Below are 20,175 nucleotides of genomic sequence, written 5' to 3' on the forward strand. Positions count from 1 at the left end.
ATCCGCGCGCAGGACGGCCAGTATGGCGTCCTGCTGCGCGCCCGAGCAGCGCAGCGCCTGCAAGATGCGCTGCGCCTCCGCTTCGTCGACCTCATGCCCAAGCAGCAGCAGCGCTATGCGCTTCTCAGCCGTATCCACACGGCCAAGCGCACACAGCAGCGGCTGCCACAAGGCTGCCTCGGTCGACGCCAGCGCTCCCAGCGGCTCCTTTGCATGCGCCAGGAGACCACTGCGAACGAGCAGGGCCCATCCGCGAGCCGGATTCGGGCCTGCCGTCAGCTTCCACAGCTCGTCCCGCACGCGTTCCATCGCTACGAACGACAGCGTCTTCCTGTTGGCACACAGCGCTTTCCAGGTAGACTTGGCAAATACGCCGCCAAGCAATGACGCAAAGCGCACCCCCCGCATCATGCGCAGCGCGTCCTCAAGAAAGCGCTCCTCTGCTATGCCTACACATCGAATCACGAGCTGCTTCAAATCAGCTTGCCCGCCAAATGGATCATGAATGAACCCATGCACATCCTTCGCCATCGCATTGATCGTGAAATCCCGTCTTCTTAAGTCTTCGATCAAATCATCAATAAATTCGACTTCCTCCGGCCGGCGATGGCCTTCGTACGCCGTCTCCTTGCGGAAGGTTGTCACCTCATACGTATGTTGGGGCATCACTACCGTTACCGTTCCATGCTGCAGCCCCGTTGGAATGACCTTTTGGAACAATGCCACGACCTGCTCAGGCCGGGCAGAAGTCGCGATGTCCACATCATATACCGGTCGTCCGATTAGCGGATCGCGGACACAGCCCCCTACCATATAGGCACTGAATCCCGCATTCAGGAGGCAGTGCATGACCAGTGCCGCTTCTTCGAATAGCGTTTTATTTTCCAAGCTATCAACATTTCGGTCTCCGCCACTCATCGCCACCCTCCTTACATCACTAACATACAAGAGCGCGCAACGGAAATAGCCATTGCGCGCATTCGAATCGTGCATTCCAGGGCGGTATGATAAACAACTGCAACTCTCAGCATACCGGCTTCGGAACCATTGCATCCTTCCCTAGCACACGATAATAAATTTGTTCATATTGCCATGTAATCAGATCATTGCAGAACACATGGCGGGCCCGGTGCAAACAAGCCTCGTGCATCCGCTGCGCCAATTGCGGATCAGACAACAAGCGAATTGCATAATTAGCCATCGCAGCTGTGTCACCAATCGGAGCAAGAAAGCCCGTGTCGCCATGGGTAACCAGCTCTGGAATCCCTCCTGCTTCCGAACCAATTGTAGGAACGCCGCAAGCCATCGCTTCCAGCGCCACCAATCCAAAGCTCTCCTTCTCCGACGGAAGCAGGAGCACATCAGCCAGTGAAATCACCTGTGCTATCTCATCCTGCTTGCCGAGAAAATGTACGCGATCTTCCAAGCCCAGTTCCCGAATGCGGCATTGAACCTTCGGCATATCAGGCCCTTCGCCCACGAACACCAGGCGTGATGGAACCTGTTCCTGAACCAGATTAAATATATCGACTACGTCGCTTACCCGCTTAACAGGACGGAAGTTTGAAATATGCATGAGAATCTTCTCGTTCGGATAAGCGAAATCTGCACGGAACTGTGTCACTTCCCGCGGGTAATAAATGCGCTTATCTACGAAGTTATACGTAAGGTCGATCGGCTTCGTAATATCGAGCAGATCTCTTGTTTCCTGAATCAAATCATTCGATACCGCCGTCACCGCATCACTCTGATTTATTGCAAAGCGAATCATATCTTTGAGTGATTCGTCCTGAGCCAATACTGTTATATCGGTTCCGTGCAGGGTAGTAACTACCTTTAAGTCAGGATGAGCCATTTGCTTGGCTAAATAAGCGCACACCGCATGCGGAACCGCATAATGAACGTGCAGCAAATCAAGCTGCTGCATGTTCGCCACTTGTGCCATCTTGCTTGCCAGAGATAAATCGTAAGGAGGATAACGAAATACATAATAATCGTTAACATCGACCTCGTGATAATGGATATTCTTCTGAAAGCTTGCACCTAAGCGAAACGGAATATTGTGTGTAATAAAATGTACTTGATGTCCCCGCTCAGCCAACAGTTTGCCAAGCTCCGTCGCAACAACACCAGAGCCGCCAAGCGACGGATAACACGTAATGCCGATCTTAAGACCTTCGTTCATAGCCGTTCCCCCTTTTCGCCATTCATACACACGGATTTCTTACAAGAAGAGAGACACTGCAAAAGGGCCTTTGAGCACAAAGCCTTCCGCATATTCATATCCGCGAGTCTGACCAAGCAGCGAATCCCTCGCTGCAACCCGCTCCACATAATTTTGATTTAATGGAGTCGCAACGAAGTCATTGTCACGATCCGGCTTCATAAACTGTGACCGATAAGCCTGAAGCGATTCCCGCTTCTGATCATATACATCGGACACATTCACCAGAACTTGAGAACCAGCAACATCGTTAATAAAGTAAAAATAAACTTGTTCCACGGTATGAGCAGGCAGCTCAGGCATATAGCGCCGCAGCTTTGCATTGAAGACTGCTTCCTGCACGATGCGGCTGCATGCTATATGATCCGGATGACGATCTTCCCAGTATGGCATGAAAACAATACGGGGTCGATATTTGCGGATAGCTGCTACCACCGCGTCAATATGCTCCTTGCACATTTGCAAGCCGCGATCAGGAAGCCGCAAGTTATCGCGTGCAGCAAGCTGCAAAATACGCCCCGCATTCTCTGCTTCTTCCCTGCGCAGCTCTACCGTACCATTCGATGACATTTCCGCTTCAGTCAAATCACAAATGCCGACGCGGTACCCTGCCTTCGTATGCTTGGCAATTGTTCCTGCCATTCCAATTTCAACATCGTCGGGATGTGCTCCGAATGCAAGAATGTCGAGAGTATTCATCATTCTTCCATTCCCGGCTTATATTTATGTGCCAATTCACGCCAAGCGAAATCGCCACGCTCAAGTGCCTTAACGAGAATTTCCGCTGTCGCAATATTTGTTGCTACCGGTATCCCCTGTACATCACAAAGACGGAGAAGTGCGATAATGTCCGGCTCGTGCGGCTGTGCCATGAGCGGATCGCGCAGGAAAATAATGAAGTCCATTTCATTTTGAGCTACAAGGGCACCGATCTGTTGATCGCCCCCTAATGGGCCTGATTGGAAGCGGTGAATATCCAGGTCTGTTTGCTCCATGATTCGAAGGCCTGTCGTGCCTGTTGAGTACAGTCGATGTCCCTGGAACACTTTTTCATAAGCGATAACAAAGTTTACGATTTCATCTTTTTTGCGATCATGTGCAATAAATGCGATGTTTAGCATGTCTATCCCTCCGTTGTGTGTCCCTGCACATTTACTCCAAAGCCCCTTGTAGGAAATGCTTCGGAACTAATCATATATAACCTAAAAAAATTGATTAGTCTTCAAGCAGATGCTCAAAGCCATAAATCAATTGTTCAAGATTCATTACTCTCTTGACCGCCATATTCACACCTGGCATATACCCTGCACGCTCATAAGAGTCATGGCGGATTTTGAGTGATTGTCCATACGCGCCGAAAATGACCTCTTGTTGGGCGAAAACGCCTGGCAAGCGAACACTGTGTATCCGGAATCCATTATAGTACCCGCCCCGAGATCCTTCGATCTGCTCTTCTTCATTCGGATTGCCTTGACGATGCTCTGCCCGAACTTGCGAGATGAGCTCCGCTGTCTTAACCGCTGTACCCGAAGGAGCATCCAGCTTCTGATCCCCATGGTACTCAATAATCTCAAGATCCGGGAAGTATTTTGCTGCTTGCTGTGCAAATCTCATCATTAGAATCGCACCAATGGAGAAATTCGGAGCAATCAGCCCGCCTAGCCTCTTCTCCTCGCACAATTGCATCAACTGTTCAATTTCTTCCGACTGAAAGCCTGTCGCACCAATTACAGGACGAACCCCATGCTCAATCGCAAGCAGAGTATTCTTCATCACAACTTGGGGAATAGAGAAATCGACCATGACATCTGCTTCTACCTTTTGCAGCGTCTCCTCCACATCTGCAGTAGTTGTCACCCCGCAGGCAGGCATTCCTACTAAGATGCCTGCGTCAACAGCACCCGCTGAGGGAGCAATCGCCGCAACCAGCTCTAAGGACTCGTCCTGCAGCACCATTTTCACAACTTCTCTTCCCATACGTCCTCCCGCGCCAGATACGGCTACGCGAATTCGTTCCATTGTATTTCCCCCCAACTGCTTCTATAACGATATAAATTGCTTCTGTGTTTACTAATTCGACGTTTCATCCTCGATTCGTGTCCATCGGTTTGCATCTCGGGTATTGAACTTATGCATGCAGGCATCATGCGCCTTCGTCAAATCAATTCCTAGCGAATTCGAGAAACATAATAGAATGAACAATATATCTCCAAGCTCCATCTCAATGGAGTTGTCTTCTTCAGAAGCCTTTTTCGGCTTCTCACCGAAGCGATGATTAATCTCACGAGCCAATTCCCCTACTTCCTCGGATAATCGGGCCAGCATCGCAAGCGGACTGAAATAGCCTTCCTTGAACTGTGATATGTAGTCATCGACTTCCTGCTGCATTTGTGCCAATGGCTTGCTGCGCAGTGAGGTGAGGAAAGACTTCATTTCTGGATTTTTCATACGATCCCCTTCTTTATTCAAGCAAAAGTTAATTGAAATGGATGTAATCCGTTTCCCTATAAGCGGGTGTCGAATTTCCTTACTTTCTGCTACTATGTTATCGTATCACCGTCTGGAAAACAAATGCTTTTTATCTTCCTCTTAATCCGATATACTTAGGAACGAAAAAGAGACATTCTGCCTAAAGGAGCCTGAATCCTCGTGAAATCGACCTTTGTTCAACGCATTTGGAATACGTTTCTTCCGATTACGGTTGGGACAGCGATTTTTGCATTTGGTTTAATTTACTTCATTCTCCCCAATCAATTAATGGAAGGCGGCGTTACAGGAATAACCGTTCTACTGAATTACGCTGCTGGCATCCACCCAGCAATCTCAACGCTGGCTCTGAACATCCCTCTGTTCATCATCGGTTGGAGAGCCCTCGGCATTAAGCAGTTGGCACTTAGTATTTACGGAGTTCTCAATCTTACGTTATTCCTCTGGCTGTTCGAGCGAGCTGTTTCCATGCACTGGATCCAGCCCTTTCAAACTTCGCATGATTTCATTTTAGCCACATTGTATGCAGGTGTCACCGTAGGAATAGGTCTCGGTATCGTATTTCGCTTTGGCGGCACAACCGGGGGCGTCGATATTATTGCCCGCATTGCTAACCGCAAGCTTGGCATAAGCATGGGGCAATTTATTCTTATTCTCGATATATTCATCATTGGGGCCGCTTTGTTCTACATACCGAAGGAAAAGATTTTATACACGCTTGTCGCTGTATTCATTTCCTCGCGCGTCATTGATTTTATACAAGAAGGCGCATACGCTGCCAAAGCATTCACCGTCATCTCGGATTATTCTGGCGAGATTGCCGATGCCATTACGAAGGAGATGGAACGAGGGGTCACACTTATCCCTGCTGTAGGAGCATATTCCCGTACTCAGAAGCAAATGGTCTATTGTGTAGTTAGCCGCACAGAGATTCGACGCTTCAAAACGATCGTCAAAGCGATCGATCCGCGAGCATTTATCATTGTGAACGATGTCCATGATGTACTTGGAGAAGGATTCCGGGAAGAATAACCGAACCGCTTCCAACTGAATAAGACCTCGAAGTAAGCCAGACTCCCGTCCGACCTATTTCGAGGTCTTATTATTTTGGGGGAAATATAGAAAGTTGCACCACTCGCCACCAATTACTGATGCACGAAGTTCTTCTTATTTGTCAGACTTCTTGTTTTGCAATCTAGCTACCTTTTATTGCGGAAGCTTCCTGGACGAATTGCGTTCTGCTCGTAGCGGTATTTTTGAAAACCTACATAAGCCAGCATCATACATACAATGAAGGCCAGCATAAAAATCCACTGAAAAGGCAATGGCGTATACGTTGGCGGGCCTAGTGTCGGGTTCGCCTTTTCCGTTCCGAACAACTGGCTCAACACCGTGTCGCCATGTTTATTCAGTGCCTCGTTTGCTTCTTTGGGACTGTGCTTCCCCTTTGCAGAATCTCGAATGAACTGAGTTAATGATTCCATCAATTCAATCGTTTGAACATCTCGCTGAATCGTAGCTGCAGGGCGGATACGATCAACATGCTCGAGCCAGCGATTGGCATAGGGTATCCATTCTTTATTCTGATTTGTAGATAGCATCCGTGTCATATCGTCTCTAAGCACTTGCTCGTATTGCAGCCACATTGCTTGCTTAGGATGAGCCAAGGCATCCGCAGCAAGCCGCAGTCTTGCCGTTGCACGCATCAGTTCCTCTTGCTTCAATTGTATAGAAGGCAATATTCGCTTGACTTGCACAATGGCATCACTAAGCGCCCGTACTCCTTCCACACTCGTTGCACCATTGAACGTAGTTTCCGTGAACAGCTTGCCCATCGCATATATTGTTTTCTGCACCTGCTCCAGCTCTCCCGCCACACTGGCCCGATACAATTGTTCCGCATAGCTGTCAAGCTGCTTCCAGTTCTCGCTTGCAGTTGGGGCAGTGCCAGCTTCATTACGAGATAAGGCTGACATTGGATCGGTCAACCATAAGAAGCTTATCATACTAAAAAAAACAAATACCGCACGCATGTACATCCCTCCCCCATCATCGTATGGGGGTATGTCCACATTTAGAACATGGTTTCCTCTGATTTTGTTGTGCGATGATCTCGATATCGCATTGCCAGCCATGTCATTGCTACACTAATGCCGGTCCAAGCGAATGTAAAGACACATACTGCACCCAATTTCTCAATTAGTGGATACGGAAGCCAAGGATAGACACCCGCACTATAATCAACCGTGTCGTTAAGCCAAGTCCAGCAAGCTGCCACTGTCACTGCTGCGCTTCCAAAGGCAAACAATCGAACAAACAAGAGTCCTTCAACAGCCATTACCAAATGAGAGCCAATCAACATCCAATCCTGCCATACCATTGGAGAACCTAGAGCAGCTCCAGCTACAATCATGACGCATGCCCATATTCCATATTTGATAGAAGTAACTACACCTAGCGCCTCAATGATCCGCTTTATGGTCATCCCGACAACCGTTCGCGGACGCGGTCTGAACAATAGGTATCCAATACTGATCGTAAAAAATAAACTTGCCGTTGGACTATCAGGAACGAAAACAATTTGCCATGCAGGGTGATGCTCCCACGTATAAATCAACTGCTTTTTATACCAATAGTAACCGTAGATTGTACCTACAAGATTGCTCCAAAACAACATCCATAATACCCATCGTTGCGAAAGAAAACGTGTGCTCATCAATGACAACAAGTTCATAATTACCCCTATTCCGATAATAAGTAATAGTGTGTGAGTCAATTCAATCTAGTATGGTAAAAATCAGCCTGATACGAGAATAAGACCTGACTGCACGGATACAGTCAGGTCTATTTTAACATTAATCTATTTTATTGTGCTGCTTTTTGTTTGGAAAGCCAATCTGCAATATGTTCGATATCTTGGTCGTTCAGGCCTTCCTTCTTAGCCGCCTCAACCATTGAAGGCATTCCGCCCTTACCGTCCTTAATGACCGATAGGATCTCATCCTTGCTGAGCTTATCGCCAATGCCGACAAGCGCAGGTCCAGCAGCTCCCTTCATATCAACAGCGTGACAGCTTAAGCAGCCGACCTTTTTCATGTTCGCAAAAGCAGGATCGTCTTTTTCAACGATTGCAATGCCTTTGCTTGGCTTCGGTTGGCTTGAAGCCTCGCCCTTCTGGGCAGCCTCTCGTGCCTTCTCCTCACGCTCGATATGCTCAGGAATCATATTTTTATCTGCCATTTCATGCTCATAATGAGTCCAGGCTACTCTTGTTAAATATACACAAGCGAGCAGCGTTACGATCATCATCGAGGAAGCGATTGGACGGCGATAGAATCTGCGCTCTTTCCCTGTGTCTAGGAACGGAGCGAGCAGAAGCCCGCCAAAAGCCAAACCTGGAATCAATACTGTACCGATAACAACATAGCTGCCTGACGCATAAGGATATTTCAAAAATTGATAAAGAAACAAGAAATACCAGTCTGGAATCGGAACAAACGCTGCGTTATTCGGATTCGCTGGATATCCAAGCGGAGCAGCCTCTGAGATCGTAAGTACCAGAAAGGCTACCAGTGCCACACAACCAACCATCCACTCCTTCAGCAAAAAGTTCGGAATGAAGGCTTCGGATTTTCCCGGATACGAGGAATAATCCGGTTGCTTCACTGGTGTTGTTCTCTTCTTTACACGCGAGTCGCCAACGTAAACGACTTTTTCATCATTTGAATTTCCATGTGCCATCTCGTTTCCTCCTCCCTTATAGCGGTCCCGAAATGCCTTGGCGTCTAATCATGAAGAAATGCGCTCCCAGCAAGGCAAGAAGTGCGCCCGGCAGGAAGAACACGTGGATCGCGAAAAAGCGAGTCAGTGTCTGCGCTCCAACGACTGTGCCGCCCTGCAGCAATTCCTTCAAGTACGGACCGATATATGGAACGGTATCCGCGATTTCCATGCCGACCTTGGTAGCAAAGTAAGCTTTGTTATCCCAAGGAAGCAAATAACCCGTGAATCCAAGTCCCAGCATGACGAAGAAGATGAGCATGCCGACTACCCAGTTCATTTCACGCGGTGCCTTATAGGAACCTGTGAAGAACACACGGAGCGTATGTAATAACATCATAACGATAACTAAGCTTGCTCCCCAGTGGTGCATACCGCGAACAATTTGACCGAAGGCAACCTTCGTTTGCAAATATTCGACACTGTAGTATGCGTTCACAATATCAGGGACATAATACATGGTCAGGAACATACCTGACAGAATCTGAATGACCGTAATAAAAAACGTCAAGCCACCGAAACAGTACACGAACGCAGAAAAATGGTGTGCAGGGTTAACGTGCTCAGGCACCTCATGATCCGCCACATCGCGCCACATCGGCGTTATATCCAGACGTTCGTCAATCCAGTTATAAACACCTTTAAACATCTGTTATTTACGCCTCCTCGTTATTGCACGTGTTGGTTCGCTATGATATCGCCCAAGTATACAAAGCCATCCTTAACCTGCACTTTGTACTCATCGAGCGGTGCACGAGCAACGGCTAGCTGCTTGCCTTCTTTTGTATAGTGCGCGCCATGGCACGGGCAAAAATACTGATCCTTGAAAGCCGGATTCTTATTCCAGTCAACTGTACATCCTAAGTGCTTGCATATTGGAGACAACGCAAATATATTGCCTTCCTTATCCTTGCTTATCCATGCTGTGAGCGTTGGAGTACTCTCATACCAGCCATCGACCTGCTTGATTTCAAAAGTAAATTCAGTCGGCGATTCTGTAATCTTGCTCACTTCAGCAACCTTAATGTACTCTCCTTCTGACTTCTTCTGAAGCAGTGGATCAACTGCAAACCGAACCATCGGCAGAGTAGGACCAACGAACATGAAAGCACTTGCCCCACCCAGCGTGTATGTAAGAAATTGTCGACGGGACATTTCTTTTCGCGGCTTTTTAGGTGGATGCTCGTTATTCTGCAGTTTACTCATATACTGTCTAACCCCCCTTTACACAACCGTTCTGAGAGCTTGCTATGACGATAATCACATTCAAACTAGGACATCACTATAATATCCCAGCACTATGAAAGCGTCAAGAATTTACCAATATAATTACCAGAATGAACCTTTTTTCTTGGGTGAAATGTTTGAATATTGTCACATTTATCCTGAAGTTTGGGTGGTGGTCCACATATTTTGCACAAGTGCCTTCATCGCAGCGCAGGCATTTCCAGCATCCTCTGCCATCATTTCAGCCGGTGTAATGACCAGATCCGCTTCCGGCAGCTTATCCCCTGTAATAGGAAGCTGTGCCGAGACGACGACAATGTATGCGAAACCTTGCTTCCGCAACCTCGAACATAATCCATTCAACAGGTTCAACTCATCATCAGCAAGCTTTTCAGACACAAAGTGATAGGCAGGGTAGGTTACTGTTCTGCCTCGGAAAGGAATTTCGATCCCATCGAGCCAGTCACGCAGTTTCTCGAGACGATTGCCAGCCTCAATTGGAGATTCACTGCCGTTCAATCCTGTGACCGGTAAAATACAAGTGTCCAAATATGGCCCCCATTCTTCCCATTGCTCTTCCGTTAATTCACTAAATTTCATGACGATTCCCCCATCATTTACCTAGTCATTCCTTACCATTATACTGAAATAAACAAAAAAATGAAGAACCGCAATGCTGCGCTCTTCATTCCATAAATGTGCATAAGGTATCCTGTTGGACGTTTACATAAGCTGTTACTGCAATGTTTTCAGTTCGTCCGTCAAGGTTCGGAACGATGTTTCATCCCCTGTAGCGAGTGCTTTATCGATTTCTTCGTATATCTTTTCCGTACGGTATTTCCGTATGGCGTTGTCCCATATCATTTCCGCTGTTAAGCTTAACATCGCCTCATACGATACTTTCATTTTATCCATAGGATACACCTCCAACCAACACGATTAAGAGATCCTATATTCCTTTCCTTTCACCACATAGTTCTGAGTTGTCCGTTTCATTCGCTCTACATCTTCATCTGTCAGTTCGCGTATGACTTTTGCGGGTGAACCTAGAGAAAGAGTATAGGCCGGTATTTTTTTATTTTCTGTTACGACAGAACCTGCTCCTACTAAAGCATATTCACCAATGTCGGCACCGTTCAGTACAATCGCCCCCATGCCAATCAATGTACCGTAGCCTATTCGGCAGCCATGTATAATTGCACCGTGGCCTACAGAGACATCATCTTCTACGAAAAGCGGTTGATTGGCGTTGACATGCCCAATAACGCCATCCTGAATATTCGCCCGCTTGCCAATGCGTATTGGGGCCATATCGCCACGAAGGACTGCATTGAACCAAACGCTTGATTCAGCGTCAATCGTCACGTCTCCAATCAGCTTGGCTCCTTCCGCCACATATACGGAAGCATCAACAACTGGCAATATGCCTTGATAAGGTATGTACATACGATAGCATCCTCCCGATTGACCATTTCCACACAGCTCAAGCCTTTTATATGCCTAGCTAAGGAAATTTTTGGCCCAATCGTATCAATGAGAATGCCGCTTGTCAACTTCTAACTGAATTTTGTCCTCATGAGCAACGTACACACTATCAATAATAAGCTGCCCTCTGCGAGTCGTCTGTATGACTGACCCATATTGCTCATCTTCGCCGAATCGAATGACACCTAAATGGACGAGCATCATTATAATTCGCTGCCGAAATACAGATTGTGGCGTATCGAAGAAAAAAGGACGTACAAACGGAAGTAGCGCCCGCTCCAACGAATCAAGCGTTGTCCATTGCTTGGTGCAAAGCTGAATCCAGTGCACAATGGACAGCAAATTCGGAATCGCGTTTTTATACAGCTTTAACCAAAACCGGTACAACGAAGCAGAAGACTCCACCCCTCCGCTTGCCACTCGTTCCAAGCCCTTAGGCGTACAACTTAACCGCCCATCACCCTCCTCCAGCCATCCTTGATAGAATGCGTAATCATAAAGGAGCGACATGCGGTTCGGATAGTCATGGAACCTTCTCCCGTATCCAAATCGCCATTCACCTCGGGCAATTGGGGCTTCCTGTACAGCAAAGTAATCGAGAAGCTGCTGCTGTGTTTTTTTGTACATTACACCTTCTGCATTCAGCATCACATTCCCATTCTCGATGAATTTCAGAAGGTGAAGCACATCCTCCGCCATCCGTCCATCTTCGTCGCGATAGGATGTAGGCGTATCTGTTTCTGTCAAGTGCATCGCGAACGACTGACGAAGTACATCAATCAATCTCAGCTTCAAATCGCTCGGCACCTGAAACAAATATTTCGTTTGATGCGAGCATCCATTGAACAGCCATCCACTGTGTTTAAATTTTGAAATCGTATCTCGCGGATGGGGCATTGGAGCTGCATTATGTGCCTGCTTTTCTCCTCCATCAGAATCCAAATCGAACCTTGTCTGCTGAACTCGAGCAATCAATTCCTCTAAGCTAAATGAAGCGCGCCTGTCAAACAAAATCGAGTTAAGGAATCTTAGCTCTTCTAGCGTCATTTCGCTGACATGCTGTTCGAACACATCCCTCCTGCCCAACGCAGACAGAATAGATTGAATAAGCTCGTGCTTGGAATGTTCATTGCAGACGCACCCATAACGCTGAGCAATTCGAGTTAGCTGATTAATATCCGCGTAACTGAGCATATCCGCTAAATTCATGCATGACCTCCGTTTCCGTCAGACGTAATGTGCCGAATCCTCGATGTCCATTACTCATTATTGGAATTTTTATCATATTTATTCACATTCACGCAGAAAACATCGATCAGCTTGTCGATTGAAATTGGTATAATCACCGTCCAGCAACAATAAATCCTATAAGGTTGACTCCTTTTCAAACACAAAACAGCAGTTCGCTTCCACATTACGTGAAAACGAACTGCTGTTTCGATGATGTGACGCTATCGCGGCCTCGCCGGCAGATCAAGGTGGCAAATATGCTCCATACAATTATAAAGCAATGGGTGCCAGCCTTCCGACCGCTTTTCTAATACCGAGTAGGACAAATTTCCGATATGCCCTTGTCCCGAACTGCCGAATAAAGCAATGAACAATTGTGCCAGCCAGCCCCCATGAGAGACCACTAACAGATTAGCTCCCTTGTGCTGATTTGCAACGTGCTCTAGCGCATGAACTGCGCGCTGTTGAAGTTCTTTATCTTTTTCCTGTCCTAGATCCAGTTGCCGCCATTCTGCACCCCAGCGCTGTTCTCGCTCCTCTGGCGTTGTTCCTTCTACAAGACCATAGGCTCGTTCACGAAGCCCAGCTTCTGGTGACAACATTGGAATGTGAAGGGCATCTGCCAAAATCGACGCCGTTTCTTCTGCTCGCTGCAAGCCACTGGATATTACATAATCAAATGGGGCACGTTCTCGTACAAGGCGCTCTGCAAGCAATGCCGCCTGCTTCCGTCCTGTCTCATTCAATGGTATATCCGTTTGTCCTTGTATCTTCCCTTGAGCGTTCCAATCTGTTAACCCATGGCGCACTAATCCTATATGCTGATTCATTGTAACTCCTTCATCCCTCTGTTATTGACGCACTCGTGTCAACCAGTTCAATAGCAGCAATGCAAAAGTTACACCGAACAGCGACAATGCAATCCAATAATGGGGAATTGTCGGGACAACATGCAAAATGGCCGGTTCTCCTACATTACTCGCCACTGGCAATTCTATAGTAAACGTATCTAATCCAGAATGCTCGCTGCCCGCCAGCGCAGTCGGCAATACCCCACTAACTGCATTGATATTTGACTGCTCATTGCGGATAAGGAGAAAGACGAGAGCACAGAGGAACATGGCCATACAAAAAGCGATAATCCCCGCTATCACTTGACGTGAGCGCAGGGATAACGCATGAGAACGTCTATGTACAGGCATTAGCCATTGCTGCTCGTCATATATGCGATCCATAACACGACTCGCCGCTAAGCTGCTTGTTCGTTCCGCATCAAGCTCCAACTCAGCTTCATCTTCCACCCAATCCATGCTCGCAGACCATACTGCGAACTGTTCCGCGCACGCTTCGCATCCTTTCAGATGATGATCGATAGCTTCACGCTGCGGATCGTCAACAGGCATATCGACATAGTTCGATATCCATTCGAGCGCTTCCGCACATTTCATGTTAGTTCATCCCTTCAAGACCGGGCTCCTTTATGTATGGTTCTAACTGTATCTTCACACTGGCTCGAGCCCGGAACAACAACGATTTAACCGAACTTACGGTCTGCCCCAATACCTGGGCGATTTCTTGATAGTCCAGTTGGTCGTATTCTCGAAGAATGAGAGCAGAGCGCTGTTTGTCAGGCAACCTGCTTATTGCCTCACGCACCAATTCTACCTTTTCATGCCGCAGCAATGCATACTCAGGCGCCGCTTCCTTAGGCGCTTCCGGAATGATTCCTTGCTCCTCATCAAGCGAGACTTGAATGCTTCTCTGCTTACGCAGCTCGCTTAACACGGTGTTGCGGGCTATCGTATACAGCCAAGTTGAGAAGGAAGCATCTGATTCCCGGAATGTATGCAGGCTTCGGTATGCCTTGTAAAATGTCTCTGCACATAAATCTTCTGCTAATAGCTCCAACTGGGAATTTTTCAACATATGATAAATAAATGATAACAGTTTACGTTGATAACGATTCATCAATTCCGCAAAAACTTCTGTGTTCCCGTCCTTGATTTCGCGGATGATTTGGGAATCGGTCATGGATTCAAGTCCTCCTTGCTTTCCATATCCATCCCGATGCGCTACCTGAATGGTTATACTCTCGATGTGAAAAAAAGTTGCGAATCGGAGAAAATTGTTATAAAGAAACTTATAAACCTAATGATTACGTACTATGGGTATGATCTGTGTCTTGATATCATGACACTCGACCCTTAGCATTTCAAGTCGTATTTTAGCATAATAAAGTCGAAAATTGCTTAAAAATTTTTTAAGATTCGGATTTAACAAAAAAACACTCCAATTGGAGTGGTTAATTAAGAGTGACAAAATGCCGGTTGCAATCATCCGTATGTTGTAATTGAACCTATATGGTTTATATCAATTTTCACGACTATTCTCCCCTTACGTTACTCTAGACACATTGCTTTATGGAGTGCCATTTTCCTATAAAGCTATGCTGATTTCTATCTTTTTGGTAGTATCATACAATTATAATTTGGTAAAACCTTCTTTTTTACAGATAGAGGGAAAACATCCTTTGTCATATGTAAAATTAATGTGCGTGTATATACTAAAATGCGCTTCAAAATTTAAAGACAAAAAAAAGACCACCCCGATTGGAGTGGCTGCACAACTTGTGCAATTTTATTGGATAGGAGTGGAGAGAAACCATACTGTACTGCTATTATAATGTATACGTTTTCACGTCGTCAATAGGTTTTCGTTAAAAATTTTCTTCAATTCACAAATTTTTCCGTTATATGAATACTTCGTACCCTTTGGAGCTTAGCAGTTCCTTCGCTCGATCCCAGTCCCCCTGCTGACGGAATGACAATCGGAGTACGCCCGGCACGTCCTCGCGGCTTTCAATTATTTGAACATTGCTCAAGTTAATGTGATGATTACCAAGCTCTGTTGCAATACTGCCGATAATACCAGGATGATCGGGTACATTGACGTATAGTTCGTAGAGCGATTGGATAACGCCTTTGCGGCGTTCCGGCATGCGGCTCCGGAAGTCGCCAGCCTCAGCAAACTGCTGGATTATCCCTTCACCGTCCTGTCGCTGCAATATATCGATAAATTGCTCCGTAGACGCTTTCCAGTCTAAAAGTAAACGAAGAACGACATCCCTATTGTTAATAAGAATGTCTCTCCATATGACAGGATCACTGGATGCAATACGGGTAATGTCCCGGAATCCACCGGCAGCGAGCAGCTCATACAGCTCATTCTTCTCATTATAGGAGCGTACCTGATTCACCAAGGCTACTGCGACCACATGCGGCAAATGACTGATTGCGCCAACTACCTCATCGTGCTCTTCCGGATTCATCCGAATGATATGCGCCTTCGTATATCGGAGCAAGGATACAAGCCTGCTATAAGCTTCTTCATTAGCCGATTCATCAGGTGTTAGTACATAAAAAGCATTTTCGAACAGCAGTGTAGTAGCCGCTTCAACACCCGAGCGCTCCGAGCCAGCCATTGGATGACCACCAATAAAGTGTACGTCCTCCCATTGCAGTCCACGTGCGCAACGCGCTACCGATGACTTCGTGCTTCCTACATCAGTTACGATACAGCCCGGCTTGAGCGGCAAATTCTGCAAATCATTCAGCATTGATTCCAGCATTCCCACTGGAACACATACGAAGATGTAATCCGCATCCTCAACCGCATCACGCAAGGAAGTCGTCGCTTCATCTACGACGCCGCGCTCTATATACTTCTCTGCTGATGATTGACTTGGGGAATAACCAACGACATGTATACCCGGCCTGTTCTTAAAGCATAAGGCGAGAGAGCCGCCTATGAGCCCTACGCCTACAATTGTAATCTTAGTTCTCATTTCGTCACCTTAACCTCTTCCAATGCTTCTTCCAAGGCTTGAACCATTGCCTCATTTTCTTCTTGGCTGCCAATCGTAATTCGGATATGCTGCGGATATTTGCTATGGCCTGCGCGGGTTATAATGCCGCGACGCAGGAGTGCGTTAAAGACTTCAATTGCTGAAAATCCTACATCAACCATTATGAAGTTTCCGTGTGCTGGAAAGCTATCCAGATTCATACGCGCAAATTGCTGCTGTACATACTGAATTCCAGCTGCATTCTTCTGCCTGCAATCTTCAATGAAGGCTTGATCCTGTACGGCAGCTAAAGCTGCTGCCTGAGCGAAGCGAGTTGTGTTAAATGGCTCACGAACCTGATTGATCGTATGAATCACATCAGGGTGTCCGATTCCATAACCGATGCGCAAGGACGCCAATCCATAAATTTTCGAAAATGTTCGCAAGGAAACAACATTGGAATAACGGCGTACTAGCTCTAAACCATCACGGAAGTTCGGATCTGTTACATATTCACAGTATGCCTCATCCAATACAACCATTACATGTGCAGGTATACGTGCGATAAATTGATCCAGCTCATCAGCGCTTACAATCGTTCCCGTCGGATTGTTTGGATTGCAAATCCATACGATTTTCGTCCGGTCATTCACGGCAGCAAGCATCGCGTCCAGATCATGCGCTCCATCCTTCAGCGGAACCTCTATAGTTACGGCTCCCTCAATTTCTGCATTGTGCTTATATTGGGGGAATGTCTGATCCGCTATGACAATCTCATCGCCGGGCACGAGATACGCGCGGCATATCATTAAAATAATTTCATCTGAGCCAGCGCCAAAAATCAATTGTTTTCGCTCAACATCCAAATGCGCCGCAACAGCATCGGTCAGTGCTCGAGCTGCTCCATCTGGATAAATGCTCATATTGTTCACTTCTTGTAAGATAGCTTGCTTCGCTTGCTCAGAAGATCCGAACGGATTCTCATTGGAAGCCAGCTTGATAATGCGATCCAAGCCCAGCTCTCGCTTTACTTCATCAACTGATTTCCCTGGCTGATATACAGGCAGGTGAACAACACTGTTCTTCGGCTGCATGTGGGTATACCACCTTTCTCATTTACAAAAGTGATTGCAAATGCAAAAAATTAATGTTTTAATTGTCGCACAAAATCACAAATTTGCAAGATGCCCTCTGCAGCCGAATTCGAATCCTCCAATAACGGCAGCGCTTCTTCAATGCGCCGCACGATAGCACTTCCTACGATGACACCGTCACAACGCTTCGCAAAATGCCGCACATGCGCTGCAGTCGAGATGCCGAAGCCAATCGCAATCGGAAGCTCTGTACTGCGCCGAACCAAATCGATGAAACCATCGACCTGCGTGTCGAAGCTGTCTCTGACACCTGTTACACCGAGTGAGGATACACAATAAATGAAGCCTCTTCCTTCAGCTACGATTGCGCCTACCCGCGCATCTGATGTCGGAGCTACCAACGGTATAAGATGAATGCCCTCACGATCAGCGGCTTCCCTGACTTCATGGCTCTCTTCATAAGGCAAGTCAGGAATAATAATACCGCTAATTCCAGCCTTCCTTGCCTCCTGTACGAAGCTGTCAAGGCCGAATTGCAGTACCGGATTATAGTAGGTAAACAACACATAAGGAATGCCCGCTCCTCGTTTTCGCGCTTGTGCAGCAACACGTAGCGCATCTGCAATGGATACTTGATTGCGCAATGCCCGGGCAGATGCACGTTCGATTACCGGACCATCAGCAAGCGGATCAGAATATGGAATGCCTAATTCAATAATGTCAGCACCCGCCTGCTCCATTTGCAGTAGTAACTCAAGCGTTATCTCACACGTTGGATCGCCTAACGTGATAAAGGGCATTAAAGCAGACTTGCCAATTGCTTTTAATGTACGGAATGTATCATCCAACAAATTGCTGCTTGCTACTGTCTGACTCATACCAAATCCTCCCCCAACGTCTCCATAATCGTGCCAACGTCTTTGTCCCCCCGGCCGGACAAGCAAATGACAATTATATCTTCCTTATTCATAGCAGGCGCCGATTTCATTGCCTGCGCAACCGCATGAGAAGATTCCAATGCCGGAATAATACCTTCCGTGCGGCAAAGCAATTGCAGCGCATTCAGCGCCTCCTCATCTGTAATTGGTACGTATGTGGCTCTCTCCGTATATTTTAAATATGAATGCTCTGGACCTACGCCCGGATAATCAAGTCCTGCTGATATCGAATGTGCTGGCTGAACTTGACCGAACTGATCCTGCAGCAAATAACTCATCGATCCCTGAAATACGCCTGGTGTCCCCAGCGTCATTGTAGCTGCGTGATAGGGTGTATCTACTCCTTTTCCTGCCGCCTCTACCCCAACAAGCTGAACGGATTCATCCTGCAAAAATGGATAGAACATCCCCATGGAATTGCTGCCCCCACCTACTGCTGCGATCAGCATGTTCGGCAAGCGCCCCTCCAGTTCAACCATTTGCTGGCGTGTTTCATCTCCGATAACGCGCTGGAAGTCTCTTACGATCATCGGATATGGATGTGGACCAACTACTGATCCCAGAATATAGAATGTATCCTGGACATTGCTCACCCAGTATCGCAGCGTTTCATTCCCAGCATCCTTCAATGTCCGTGTGCCTGACAACACAGGCACGACTTCGGCACCAAGCAGCTTCATCCGGAACACATTTAAGCTTTGCCGCTTCATATCCTCTTCACCCATGAATACTTTGCATTCCATGCCTAGCAGCGCTGCAACCGTTGCTGTCGCAACACCGTGCTGGCCCGCTCCCGTTTCAGCAATAAGCTTGGTCTTGCCCATACGTTTTGCAAGCAAAGCTTGCCCGATTGTGTTGTTAATTTTATGAGCCCCGGTGTGGTTCAAATCCTCACGCTTCAAATAAATTTTAGCGCCGCCCAGCGTAGCAGTGAGCCTCTCTGCGTAATAAAGCGAGGTCGGCCGGCCTGAGTATTGAGTCAGGAGCTTGATCAGCTCTTGTTGGAATTCAGGATCCTTTACGTGTGAGCGATATGCCTCTTCCAGCTCCAACAGCGCATTCATTAATGTTTCTGGCACAAATCGGCCTCCAAATGGTCCGAATCTACCGTTCTCATCCGGTAAAACGGTTGCTGCAATCTTTTCCATGTTGCTCATTTTCCCCTCACCCTTTCGATAAACTTCTGAACCTTTACGACATCTTTCACTCCATTAGTTTCCACGCCGCTGGATACGTCTACACCTTGAATCCCATATTCCCTTACTACCAACTCTACATTATCAGGCGTCAACCCGCCCGCAATATAAAGTGGAAGCTCGAATTCCGCCAAAGCGTCTGTATAGGCTGGTATTACCGTCCAATCAAATACTTTTCCAGAACCGCCGCCCTGCACAGGACAAAACGTATCAAGCAGGACAACATCCGCATATTGAACATCCAACTCGTTCACTGCCGTGCTAACCGAATAGAATATGCCCTCGTCTGATCCATTGATCGGAATCGACCTCCATATTTGTACATCATAGTGATCCTTTATCCACGCCAACAGTGCCGTATTATTCTTCACATGGAGCTGAACACTTGTAATCGGAGCCAAATCCAGCACTTGCTTCAGCTCTTCACGAGTTGGATTCGCGAACACACCTACAATATCAGGCAATTCTTGTTCTTCTCTGCTGAGCTGGAACAGCCACTGCTTCACTCGCTGCGGATCAACCTGTCTTCGACTTGGCGCAAAAACAAATCCGATATGATCGGGCTTCATCTGTACAACTCGACGAGTTATGTCCAGATTGGTCAAGCCACAGATTTTAACTTTGGATGAGTGCTCACTGCATGATCGTTCATTCACTGCCATAATGCTTG

24 protein-coding genes are annotated in these 20,175 nt (G+C 47.0%); 1 reads left to right on the top strand and 23 read right to left on the bottom strand.

Annotated elements, in window-relative coordinates; translation table 11 throughout:
- From NO352_RS12465 to NO352_RS12490, 6 genes are all read right to left on the bottom strand, one after another.
- On the bottom strand, positions 1 to 918 hold a 918-nt coding region (locus tag NO352_RS12465), incomplete at its 3' end, for a CCA tRNA nucleotidyltransferase (RefSeq protein WP_289355807.1).
- A gap of 106 nt (positions 919 to 1,024) precedes the next feature.
- Positions 1,025 to 2,185, bottom strand: coding sequence for an N-acetyl-alpha-D-glucosaminyl L-malate synthase BshA (gene bshA, locus NO352_RS12470; protein WP_289355808.1), 1,161 nt, complete (start codon positions 2,183 to 2,185; stop codon positions 1,025 to 1,027).
- Between the two features lie 39 nt (positions 2,186 to 2,224).
- Positions 2,225 to 2,926: a bacillithiol biosynthesis deacetylase BshB1 gene (gene bshB1 / locus NO352_RS12475; RefSeq protein WP_005546998.1), complete on the bottom strand. Its 702-nt coding sequence runs from the start codon at positions 2,924 to 2,926 to the stop codon at positions 2,225 to 2,227.
- Positions 2,923 to 3,345, bottom strand: a complete 423-nt coding sequence (locus tag NO352_RS12480; protein ID WP_005546997.1) for a methylglyoxal synthase — start codon at positions 3,343 to 3,345, stop codon at positions 2,923 to 2,925. The genes bshB1 and NO352_RS12480 overlap by 4 nt, the downstream gene beginning before the upstream one ends.
- 94 nt (positions 3,346 to 3,439) lie before the next feature.
- A complete protein-coding gene (gene dapB, locus NO352_RS12485; RefSeq protein ID WP_289355809.1) occupies positions 3,440 to 4,243 on the bottom strand; it encodes a 4-hydroxy-tetrahydrodipicolinate reductase in 804 nt (267 codons plus the stop codon).
- A gap of 51 nt (positions 4,244 to 4,294) precedes the next feature.
- A complete protein-coding gene (locus NO352_RS12490) occupies positions 4,295 to 4,672 on the bottom strand; it encodes a nucleotide pyrophosphohydrolase (RefSeq protein ID WP_171414306.1) in 378 nt (125 codons plus the stop codon).
- 201 nt (positions 4,673 to 4,873) lie between these two features.
- On the opposite strand from NO352_RS12490, the gene NO352_RS12495 reads away from it, so the two are divergent.
- Positions 4,874 to 5,743: a YitT family protein gene (locus tag NO352_RS12495; RefSeq protein ID WP_268599689.1), complete on the top strand. Its 870-nt coding sequence runs from the start codon at positions 4,874 to 4,876 to the stop codon at positions 5,741 to 5,743.
- 167 nt (positions 5,744 to 5,910) lie between these two features.
- Here NO352_RS12495 and NO352_RS12500 read toward each other — a convergent pair whose 3' ends face one another.
- The 17 genes from NO352_RS12500 to NO352_RS12580 form a co-directional block, all read right to left on the bottom strand.
- A complete protein-coding gene (locus NO352_RS12500; RefSeq protein WP_289355811.1) occupies positions 5,911 to 6,744 on the bottom strand; it encodes a sporulation protein YpjB in 834 nt (277 codons plus the stop codon).
- A gap of 41 nt (positions 6,745 to 6,785) precedes the next feature.
- Positions 6,786 to 7,445 carry a DUF1405 domain-containing protein gene (locus NO352_RS12505; protein WP_289355813.1) on the bottom strand — a complete coding sequence of 220 codons (660 nt, stop codon included), beginning with the start codon at positions 7,443 to 7,445 and terminating at the stop codon, positions 6,786 to 6,788.
- 131 nt (positions 7,446 to 7,576) lie between these two features.
- Positions 7,577 to 8,452 carry a menaquinol-cytochrome c reductase cytochrome b/c subunit gene (locus tag NO352_RS12510; RefSeq protein ID WP_005546986.1) on the bottom strand — a complete coding sequence of 292 codons (876 nt, stop codon included), beginning with the start codon at positions 8,450 to 8,452 and terminating at the stop codon, positions 7,577 to 7,579.
- 16 nt (positions 8,453 to 8,468) lie between these two features.
- Positions 8,469 to 9,140, bottom strand: coding sequence for a menaquinol-cytochrome c reductase cytochrome b subunit (gene qcrB, locus NO352_RS12515; protein ID WP_005546984.1), 672 nt, complete (start codon positions 9,138 to 9,140; stop codon positions 8,469 to 8,471).
- Positions 9,141 to 9,160: 20 nt separating this feature from the next.
- Complete coding sequence (locus NO352_RS12520) at positions 9,161 to 9,697, bottom strand: Rieske (2Fe-2S) protein (RefSeq protein ID WP_005546982.1); 537 nt, start codon at positions 9,695 to 9,697, stop codon at positions 9,161 to 9,163.
- 174 nt (positions 9,698 to 9,871) lie between these two features.
- Positions 9,872 to 10,318: a DUF2487 family protein gene (locus tag NO352_RS12525; RefSeq protein ID WP_005546980.1), complete on the bottom strand. Its 447-nt coding sequence runs from the start codon at positions 10,316 to 10,318 to the stop codon at positions 9,872 to 9,874.
- Between the two features lie 135 nt (positions 10,319 to 10,453).
- Complete coding sequence (locus NO352_RS12530) at positions 10,454 to 10,633, bottom strand: IDEAL domain-containing protein (RefSeq protein WP_005546978.1); 180 nt, start codon at positions 10,631 to 10,633, stop codon at positions 10,454 to 10,456.
- Between the two features lie 24 nt (positions 10,634 to 10,657).
- Positions 10,658 to 11,164, bottom strand: a complete 507-nt coding sequence (locus NO352_RS12535; protein WP_289355814.1) for a gamma carbonic anhydrase family protein — start codon at positions 11,162 to 11,164, stop codon at positions 10,658 to 10,660.
- Positions 11,165 to 11,248: 84 nt separating this feature from the next.
- Positions 11,249 to 12,412, bottom strand: a complete 1,164-nt coding sequence (locus NO352_RS12540) for a hypothetical protein (RefSeq protein WP_289355815.1) — start codon at positions 12,410 to 12,412, stop codon at positions 11,249 to 11,251.
- Positions 12,413 to 12,654: 242 nt separating this feature from the next.
- A complete protein-coding gene (locus NO352_RS12545; RefSeq protein WP_289355816.1) occupies positions 12,655 to 13,263 on the bottom strand; it encodes a histidine phosphatase family protein in 609 nt (202 codons plus the stop codon).
- Between the two features lie 21 nt (positions 13,264 to 13,284).
- On the bottom strand, positions 13,285 to 13,881 hold the full coding sequence (locus NO352_RS12550) for an anti-sigma factor family protein (protein WP_005546969.1): 597 nt from the start codon (positions 13,879 to 13,881) through the stop codon (positions 13,285 to 13,287).
- A gap of 1 nt (position 13,882) precedes the next feature.
- Positions 13,883 to 14,464, bottom strand: coding sequence for an RNA polymerase sigma factor (locus tag NO352_RS12555; RefSeq protein WP_005546967.1), 582 nt, complete (start codon positions 14,462 to 14,464; stop codon positions 13,883 to 13,885).
- 718 nt (positions 14,465 to 15,182) lie between these two features.
- Positions 15,183 to 16,277 carry a prephenate dehydrogenase gene (locus tag NO352_RS12560; RefSeq protein WP_289355817.1) on the bottom strand — a complete coding sequence of 365 codons (1,095 nt, stop codon included), beginning with the start codon at positions 16,275 to 16,277 and terminating at the stop codon, positions 15,183 to 15,185.
- The gene (hisC, locus tag NO352_RS12565; protein ID WP_289355818.1) at positions 16,274 to 17,371 is read right to left on the bottom strand and encodes a histidinol-phosphate transaminase; all 1,098 of its coding nucleotides are present in this window, start codon (positions 17,369 to 17,371) and stop codon (positions 16,274 to 16,276) included. Before hisC ends, NO352_RS12560 begins: the two co-directional genes overlap by 4 nt.
- 50 nt (positions 17,372 to 17,421) lie before the next feature.
- Entirely contained in the window at positions 17,422 to 18,249 is an 828-nt protein-coding gene (trpA, locus tag NO352_RS12570; RefSeq protein WP_268622718.1) for a tryptophan synthase subunit alpha, read from the bottom strand.
- Complete coding sequence (gene trpB / locus NO352_RS12575; protein WP_289355819.1) at positions 18,246 to 19,466, bottom strand: tryptophan synthase subunit beta; 1,221 nt, start codon at positions 19,464 to 19,466, stop codon at positions 18,246 to 18,248. The genes trpA and trpB overlap by 4 nt, the downstream gene beginning before the upstream one ends.
- Positions 19,463 to 20,167, bottom strand: a complete 705-nt coding sequence (locus tag NO352_RS12580; protein ID WP_289355820.1) for a phosphoribosylanthranilate isomerase — start codon at positions 20,165 to 20,167, stop codon at positions 19,463 to 19,465. Before NO352_RS12580 ends, trpB begins: the two co-directional genes overlap by 4 nt.
- Positions 20,168 to 20,175 lie beyond the last annotated feature (8 nt).

The sequence above is a fragment of the Paenibacillus sp. S-12 genome, assembly GCF_030363895.1.
GTDB classification, from domain to species: Bacteria; Bacillota; Bacilli; order Paenibacillales; family Paenibacillaceae; genus Paenibacillus_B; species Paenibacillus_B alvei.